This is a genomic window from Longimicrobium sp., from assembly GCF_036280135.1.
Lineage (GTDB): Bacteria > Gemmatimonadota > Gemmatimonadetes > Longimicrobiales > Longimicrobiaceae > Longimicrobium.
The window spans coordinates 1-7673 of the sequence record NZ_DASURI010000782.1 but is presented as its reverse complement, the minus strand read 5'-3'; the positions used below and the strand labels follow the sequence as shown (position 1 = coordinate 7673).

The 7673-nt window shown below is 70.6% G+C and carries 5 protein-coding genes; 3 read left to right on the top strand and 2 right to left on the bottom strand.

Features of this window, described 5'->3' with window-relative positions:
- Nucleotides 1-1807: pyruvate formate lyase family protein (locus VFZ20_RS25155; RefSeq protein ID WP_329686714.1), on the top strand; the 1807-nt coding region annotated here is incomplete at its 5' end.
- A 450-nt stretch (nt 1808-2257) separates the two neighbouring features.
- Here VFZ20_RS25155 and VFZ20_RS25150 read toward each other — a convergent pair.
- Nucleotides 2258-3280 carry a nitronate monooxygenase gene (locus VFZ20_RS25150; RefSeq protein ID WP_329686713.1) on the bottom strand — a complete coding sequence of 341 codons (1023 nt, stop codon included), beginning with the start codon at nt 3278-3280 and terminating at the stop codon, nt 2258-2260.
- Nucleotides 3281-4013: 733 nt separating this feature from the next.
- Nucleotides 4014-5396: an alpha-amylase family glycosyl hydrolase gene (locus VFZ20_RS25145; protein WP_329686712.1), complete on the bottom strand. Its 1383-nt coding sequence runs from the start codon at nt 5394-5396 to the stop codon at nt 4014-4016.
- 196 nt (nt 5397-5592) lie between these two features.
- Here VFZ20_RS25145 and VFZ20_RS25140 point away from each other — a divergent pair, with 196 nt between their 5' ends.
- Both VFZ20_RS25140 and VFZ20_RS25135 read left to right on the top strand, forming a co-directional pair.
- Nucleotides 5593-6087, top strand: coding sequence for a gamma-glutamylcyclotransferase family protein (locus tag VFZ20_RS25140; protein WP_329686711.1), 495 nt, complete (start codon nt 5593-5595; stop codon nt 6085-6087).
- Nucleotides 6088-6244: 157 nt separating this feature from the next.
- Nucleotides 6245-7618 carry an MATE family efflux transporter gene (locus tag VFZ20_RS25135; protein ID WP_329686710.1) on the top strand — a complete coding sequence of 458 codons (1374 nt, stop codon included), beginning with the start codon at nt 6245-6247 and terminating at the stop codon, nt 7616-7618.
- Nucleotides 7619-7673 lie beyond the last annotated feature (55 nt).

Sequence of the window (7673 nt, the reverse complement as noted above, 5' to 3'; positions counted from 1 at the left end):
CGACGAGGCGCAGGAGATCATCGACTGCTTCTGGATCAAGGTGGGCGAGAAGGTGCAGCTCAACCGCCAGTTCGTGGAGGATCACCAGCCCTTTGGCAACCTGGCCATGGGCGGCGCGTCGGGCGCGTACCCGCAGGGCGCCGCCAACAACCAGTGGATCCAGCAGGTCACCGTCGGCGGCACGAAGCCGGACGGCAGCCCCGCGTACAACGACGTGACGACGTTCTGCCTGCGGGCGGCGCGGCGCCTGCCCCTGAACGCGCCCTGCCTGAGCCTGCGCCTGCGCGCCGACACCCCGCGCGAGGTGCTGCGCGAGGCCGCGCGGGCACTGCTGGCGGGCGGCGCGCACCCCATCCTGCTCAACGACGACAAGATCATCCCCGGCCTGCAGCGCAGCGGCGAGGCCATCGGCGCCGGCGCGGACGTGGAGGCCCGGGCGGAAGGGTGCTGGCGCAGCGAGGTGACGCTGGAAGCCGCCCGCGACTACGCCTGCGACGGGTGCTACGAGCCGCAGGTGGTGGGGCAGAACTGGTTCACGCTGGGCGGCATGGCCACGCTGCTCCCGCTGGAGTGCGCCCTGAACCAGGGGAAGACGTACGCCAGCGCCGGGCCCATGTGGTTCCGCGGCACGCGCACGTCGTTCTCGTCGCCCCCGCCCACCGAGATCGACTCGTTCGACACGCTCGTGGACCTGTTCCTGGAGCACCTGCGGCTGATGTACGCCAAGCAGGTGGACGGGCAGCTGGCCATCTTTGGCAACGCCAGCTCCGTGTGCCCGTCGCCCCTGCTGTCGTCGCTCATGGACGACTGCCTGGACAAGGGGCTGGACATCTACGAGGGCGGCACGCGCTACAACTTCATCGCGCCCTGCTTTACGGCGCTGGCCAACACCATCAACTCGCTGTGGGCCATCCGGTCCATGGTGTTCGACCGCACCACGGCCGTCACCTCCCTCCCCGAGCTGGTGGAGGCGCTGCTGTGCGACTGGGGCAGCAACATGGCGGAGCCGTTCGTGAGCACGCTGGCGGGCCCCGCCCGCATCGCGGCGCGGGCGGAGCGCTTCAAGGCCCTGCGGCAGGTGGCCCTCTCGCTGCCGCGCTACGGCCGCGGCAGTGCGGAGATCGACGCCTTCGGCAACGAGCTGGTGGCGCGCGTGGCGCAGACGGCCGTGGAGGTGTTCACCAACCCCGTGCCCGCCACGGCGCAGAAGATGGTGGACATCGCGAAGCGGTTGGGCACGCCGGAGCAGCCGTTCGGCGGGTTCCAGGTGCAGCCGGGCGTGGGCACGTTCGAGAACTACGTGGAGTTCGGCGCGCAGTTCGGCGCCTCGGCCGACGGGCGCCACCGGGGCGACCCCATGGCCTCGGACCTGAGCCCCACGCCCAGCCCGGCGGACCTGCCGCCGCAGCACCAGGAGGCTGCGTTCCTGGCCGCGCTGGAGGGCTTTACGGGCGGCGGCACGGACGCGCTGTGGGACGGCGCGCCCACGGACATGAACATCCGCGAGGACTTCCCGGTCGAGGCGCTGGAGCGGGTGCTGGCCTCGTTCGCGGCGGGCCAGGGCTCCAACATCCTCACCATCACCTGCGCCAACCCCGAGACGTTCGCGGCGGCGGCCACGGACCCGGAGCAGTACGACCTGCTGCGGGTGCGGATGGGCGGATGGTCGGAGTTCTTCGTGGCGATGTTCCCGGAGCACCAGGCGCAGCACCAGCGGCGCCCGCTCAGCACGCCCGACAAGGCGCCGGTGGCCGTGCGTCTCGGCGAGATCCCCATCGTGGGCGACCGCGCTCCCACCCCCGCCTGATCCACGCGGGCTGACGCGCACGAAAACGACGCCGGCAGGGTGATTCGCTCACCCTGCCGGCTTTGTCTTTCCCCCTTCGCGACGAATCCGCGTCCTGTCGGACCGCCGTCGTCTCGGATGCGCGTCGCATTTGGCGTGGGGCGCGGCCGAGGACCCCCCAATCACCGCGACAAAGCGTCATCCTGAGGAGCCGCCGCGCGAGCTTTGCCCGTACATGATCCATGGCGGCGACGAAGGATCTTGCCCGCAAAGCGCCAAGCCAATTCGGAGCGCGGGATCGGCCTGTCGCGTCGCACACAAGATCCTTCGGTCGCGCCAAAGTCCTGCGCGCGTTCATTTTACGCGCGGCGCTCCCTCAGGATGACGCATCTCTGGGCTCCACTGAAAGGCAGGTTCAGCAACACTCTCTCGGGATGACGCATCGCGCGGCATCATCCCCGGTCCCAACGCCTATCGCGCATCCGCCGCGGGTGGCGAGCCGGACAGCGCCTGCTCGGCCGCACGGGCGTAGCGGCGGACAATGTCGCCGGCCGGCTCCGTGGCGCGGATGCCCGCCACGCTTTTGCCCGCCTGCCAGTAGTCCGCGCTGGTGGCGCCCGCGCTCTCCTTCTTGAGCGAGCGCTTGAGCTGCACGAGCGAGCGGATGGCGTAGATGGACCGCATCCAGTGCTTGGTCCGTCTTCCGCGCAGCATCCACCGCGCGAGGGGCCCCGCCCGCGTGCCCATCCGCCGCACGTGCGGGGTGTTGAGCACCGCGACCGGCACGCCGGTGATGCGCTCCGTCAGCACCACGTCGTCCTCGCCGGCGTCGATCAGCGCCTGCTTGTACGCGCCCGACGCGCTGCACTCGTCCGTGGCGATAAAGCGCGTTCCCAGCTGCACGCCCGCGTATCCCATCCGCAGCGCGTCCACGAAGCCCTGCTCGTCGCCCACGCCGCCGGCCAGCAGCAGCGGCACGCCCAGGTCCCGCAGGTCGTCCAGCAGGCGCTGCGCCGACAGGCTGCCCGCGTGACCGCCCGCGCGGTCGTTCACGGCGATGATCCCGTCCACGCCGCCCTCCAGCGCCTTCATCGCCCACTTTCGCGAGACCACGTCGTGGTACACCTGCCCGCCGGCCGCGTGGACGGTATCCGCCAGCCAGCGCGGGTTGCCCAGCGACGACACGAAAAAGCGCACGCCCTCCTCCAGCGACGTGTCCACGTACCGGCGCATGCGGCCCAGGTACACCTTGGAGCTGCTTTCGAGGATGACGTTCATCCCCACCGGCTTCGCGGTGAGTCGGCGGATGTAGCGCAGCCCCTCGCGGAACTCGTGGCCGTGCACGTACGTGAGCGAGATGGGCTGGATGATCCCCATCCCGCCCGCCTCGGACACGGCGGCCACCAGCTCCGGGTTGCTGCACGGGTACATGGCGCCGCAGATGAGCGGAACCTCCACGCCGGCGGCGCGAGTGAAGGCAGTTTCGACAGCCATGCGGCTCAGGATCGGATGCGGGGAATCAATGAAGACGGGACGACCGGATAAGTATCGCGCATCTCGCGGCGAAGCAATCGAGCGGCACCTCGGGATTACACTCCAGCGAGATCACGCGCTCACCAGCGAGAAGCGTCATCTTGCGAAGGTGTTGCCTAACCTGCCTTCCCATGGAGCCGAACCAGCGTCATCCTGAGGGAGCGCCGCGCGTAACGTGAGCGCGCGCAGAACTTTGGCGCGACCTAAGGATCTTGTGTGCGAGACTCGGGGCCGACTCCGGTGCACGGAACCACCATCCGGCACGGGCGTCTTTTTCCTGATCGCGATCGGGAAGATGATGCGCACCGGCGGATTCCGCGTCCGCTAGCCGACACCATGCCTCTTCGAAAAAACGCGGATCCCGTCCCCTCGCCGAAAGCAGCCCCTCTACCAAGGGACGCCGTCCTCCTGCTGATTCCTCCGGTCCGCGACCGGCCGTCGCACGGCAGAAACCCTGCACCTCCAACCTCCCCCAGCAGTTTTGGGGGTGGTGCGAGCCCAAGCGAGCGGAGGGAGCGCCCGCGCGGGCCCGACTCCCGTGCACGGAGTCGCCCTCTCGTTTCGCACACAAGATCCTTCGTCGCGCGCAAAGTCTGGTGCGAAATCGGGTTCCGCGCGTGCGCTGCTCAGGATGACGTCCGGCATTACGCGGACGATCCGTCTGCGATTCTGGCCGATTCATGCGCCCCTCTCCTCAATACCGCAGCGGCTCGCCCGCCACGCGTGCGAGGATGCGGCCGCCCGTCGCAGGGACAGCGTCGATGCGCAGGCGGCCACCCGCGACGGTGCCGCGCCATCCATCGTCCAGCAGGTCCAGGAACGCGGTACCATCCGACGACGGCACGCTCACCTCCAGCGCGTCGGGCGACGATGCCGCGTTCACGGCGACAATAACGCGCTCGCCGTCCAGCTCCCGCGCGAACGCCAGCTGCTCGCTCGCCACGTGCAGCTGTCGGTATCTGCCGCGGCGCAGCGCCGGCACCTCGTGGCGGATGCGCGTCAGCCGCGCGATCAGCTCCGCCAGCGCGGGGTGCGGCGCATCCTGCTCCGCCTGCGGCAGACGCAGGGCGGGACGCAGCGGCCAGTCGCTCCCCTGCCCCTTGGTCCCCGCGATCCCCCACTCGCTGCCGTAGTAGACGGACGGCACGCCCGGCATGGTGAACAGCAGCACGTGCAGCGGCACCAGGTGAGTCGGCTCCCGCAGCGTGCTGGCGATGCGGTTCACGTCGTGGTTGTCCACGAACGCGTACATCGGCAGATCGCGGTAGATGCCGCCCTCGCCGAACTGCCGGTTGAGCGTGTACGCGATCTCGTGGTAGTTGCGGTCGTTGTGGCTGGAGTACAGCCCCTTGTACGCCTCGTAGTTGGTCGCCGAATCCAGCATCTCCGGCCCGGCGAGCCGCCGGTAGTCGCCGTGGATGGCCTCCCCCAGCAGCCAGAAATCCGGTTTCAGCGTCCGGGAGAACGCCGCCAGGGCGCGCAGGAAGCCGGGATCGATGTCCTCCGCCACGTCCAGCCGCAGCCCATCGATGCCGAACGTGCGCGTCCACGCCTCCACCGCGCCGAACAGGTGCGCGCGCACGACCGGGTTGTGCAGGTTGAGCTTCACCAGGTCGTAGTGCCCGCGCCATCCCTCGTACGCGAACGGGTCGCCGTGCGGGCTGCGCCGCCCGAAATCCACGCCCGTGAACCAGTCGCGGTACGCCGAGCTCTCGCCCTTCGCCTGGAGGTCGCGAAACGCCCAGAAGTCCCGCCCCACGTGGTGAAAGACGCCGTCCAGGATCACCCGGATGCCCGCCGCGTGCATCGCCTCCACGACGCCCGCCAGCGTGGACGTCTCGCCCAGGCGCCGGTCCACGAGGCCGTAATCCGCCGTGTCGTAGCCGTGCTCCGTCGACTCGAACAGCGGACCCAGGTAGACCGCGTTGATCCCCAGCCGCCGCAGGTGCGGAATCCAGTCGTGCAGCTGGGCCAGGCGCGGCTCCGGCGGCGACTGGAAGTCGTTGCGATGCGGCGCGCCGCACAGGCCCAGCGGGTAGATGTGGTAGAAAACGGCGTCCGCCGCCCAGTTCGTCATCTCGGCAGGTCACTCGGTTGATGTGCGACGGCGCCGCGGATGACCGGCATCCGCACCGTCGGGCTCGCGGCCCATGCAATGCGCGCACCTTCCCCCGGCAACGCGACGCCGGCTCCTTGCGCACCCGCGCCATCCCTGGTCTACTCCCCGGGCGCGGACGCGGGAGTCGGCGCGCCACGAGACACGGGATGCATCGATGATGGAGCTGTCGCTGGATGAAGTGAATCGGCTGGTGGACGCCGCGAACACGGCGCGCTGGCAGGAGGGCGGATCCGCATCGGCCGAGGCGGTGGACGCGGAGCGGCGGCTGGAGGCGCGGTTCGGCACGAGCCGGACGCTTGCCGTCTACGGCACCCTCGCGCCCGGCGAGCCCAACCACCACGTCGTGGCGCCGCTGGGCGGCGACTGGACGGACGGCGTGATCGAGGGCAACCTGGTCCCCGTGGGATGGGGCGCGACGCTGGGCTACCCGGCCTTTCGCCCGCGCATCGGCGGGGCGGACGTGGCCGTAAAGGTGCTGCGCGCGCCGGCGCTGCCCGCCGCCTGGCCGGAGCTGGACCGCTTCGAGGGGCCGGGCTACCGGCGCATCCTCGTCCCCGTCCTCACGTCCGATGCAAAGGGCGAGCGCCGGCTGCACGCCGTCGCCAACCTCTATGCCGCCGCCGAGGCCCTCCCGGGCGACGCGGGCTGATTCGCCGCATCCGCCCGTCTGCGGGACTCCCACCCGCGGCCGGATGCGTATAGCTTTGGCGCTCCTCCGCGCCCGGCATCCGCCGGCACCGCGCGGACGGCGCCCCGTCGGCCTCTCCGCGTCCGCGTCGTCCTCCCCCTCGCCCGCGCCTCGCCTGATGAAGGACCTGACCACCGGCCCCGTTTCGCGCCATCTGCTGGCCACCACCGGCTTCATGCTGGTGATGATGGTCTTTCAGACGCTGTACTTCCTGATCGACCTGTACTGGGTGGGGCGGCTGGGCACCTCGGCCGTGGCGGGCGTGTCCGTCGCCGGGCAGCTGTCGTTCGTCGTGCTCGCGCTGAGCCAGATGCTGGGCGTGGGCGCCACGACGCTCGTCTCGCACGCTGCCGGCCGCCGCGACGCCACGGAGGCGGGGCACGTCTTCAACCAGGCCATCGGGCTCTCGCTGGTGACGGGGGCCGTCATGCTCGTCGTGGGGCTGGCAGGGCTGGACGCGTACACCCGCGCCATGTCGGCCGACGCGGCCACGGCGGCGGCGGCGCGCGCCTACCTGGGCTGGTTCCTGCCCGCCATGGCGCTGCAGTTTCCGCTGGGCGTGATGAGCGCGGCGCTGCGCGGCACGGGCCAGTTCCGCGCGCCCATGGTGGTGTCGACGGTGAGCATCGTGATGAACATGGCGCTGGCCCCGTTCCTCATCTTTGGATGGGGGACCGGCCGGCCGATGGGCGTGGCGGGCGCGGCCATCTCGTCGCTCGTCTCCATCGTCGTGGCGACGGCGTGGCTGGCGACCCACTTCGTGGGCGAGCGCGCGTGGATCCGCTTTTCCGCCGCGGAGGCCCGGCCGCGCATGCCCACGTGGCGCCGGCTGCTGGGCATCGGCCTGCCGTCCGGGTTCGAGTTCGCCATGATGGCACTGTACCAGGCCGTGGTCTACACGCTGGCCCGTCCGTTCGGCGCGGCGGAGCAGGCGGGCTTCGGCATCGGAATGCGGGTGATCCAGGCCACGTTCATGCCCGTGGTGGCGCTGGGGTTCGCCGTGGCGCCCGTGGCGGGGCAGAACGTGGGCGCGGGGCTCCCGGAGCGCGTGCGCGCCGTGTTCCGCGACGCGGCGCTCATGGCCACGGGCGTGATGCTGGTGCTCACCATCGCCGTCAACCTGTGGTCGCGGCAGATGGTGCAGGCGTTCTCGGCCGATCCCGCCGTGGTGCGGGCCGGCACGGTGTACCTGGAGATCATCGCGTGGAACTTCGTGGCGTCGGGGATGGTGTTCGTGGCATCCAGCCTGTTCCAGGCGCTGGGCAACACCATCCCGTCGCTCGTGTCGTCGGCGACGCGCATGGCGATGGTGATCATCCCGGCGCTGCTCCTGGCCCGCCTTCCCGGCTTTCACATGACGTGGATCTGGATCCTGTCCGCCGCCACGGTGTGGGTGCAGCTGGGGCTGAGCCTGGCGCTGCTTCGCCGCGAGTTCGCGCGCCGCTTCGGCCCCGGTTCCCCCGCCGTGCCGCTCGCGGCGGCGGGGGCGTAACTGCATTCTCACGCAGAGCCGCAGAGGACGCGGAGTACTTCATCGCGCGACGAAG